Origin of the sequence: Cellulomonas sp. GbtcB1 (assembly GCF_019091725.1) — a bacterium.
Taxonomy (GTDB): Bacteria; Actinomycetota; Actinomycetes; order Actinomycetales; family Cellulomonadaceae; genus Cellulomonas.
Genome location: NZ_JAGXJG010000401.1, coordinates 1 through 247, shown reverse-complemented (window position 1 = coordinate 247; position 247 = coordinate 1). Strand labels below are relative to the sequence as shown.

Genomic DNA, 247 nt, shown 5'->3' with positions numbered 1-247 from the left:
GAGCGCGGTCGCCGGGACGCCGCCGCCGGCGGGCAGCCGCTGCGGGACGTAGCCGACCAGCTCCCACGGCACGCCGTCGCCGAGCGCGCCCCCGAGCAGCCGGACCTCGCCCGCGGTGCGCGGCGCGGTGCCCAGCAGGGCGCGGACCAGGGTGGACTTGCCGGAGCCGTTGGCGCCGAGCAGGGCGACGACCTCGCCGCCCCCGTCCCGCAGGTCGACGCCGGACAGGGTCTGGTGGCCGCCGCGG

At 81.4% G+C, this 247-nt stretch carries 1 protein-coding gene; it reads right to left on the bottom strand.

All coding sequences use genetic code 11. The features are described from left to right. Positions 1–228, bottom strand: a 228-nt coding sequence (locus tag KVT14_RS20825; protein WP_254631398.1) for an ATP-binding cassette domain-containing protein, incomplete at its 3' end; no start/stop codon positions are given. Positions 229–247 lie beyond the last annotated feature (19 nt).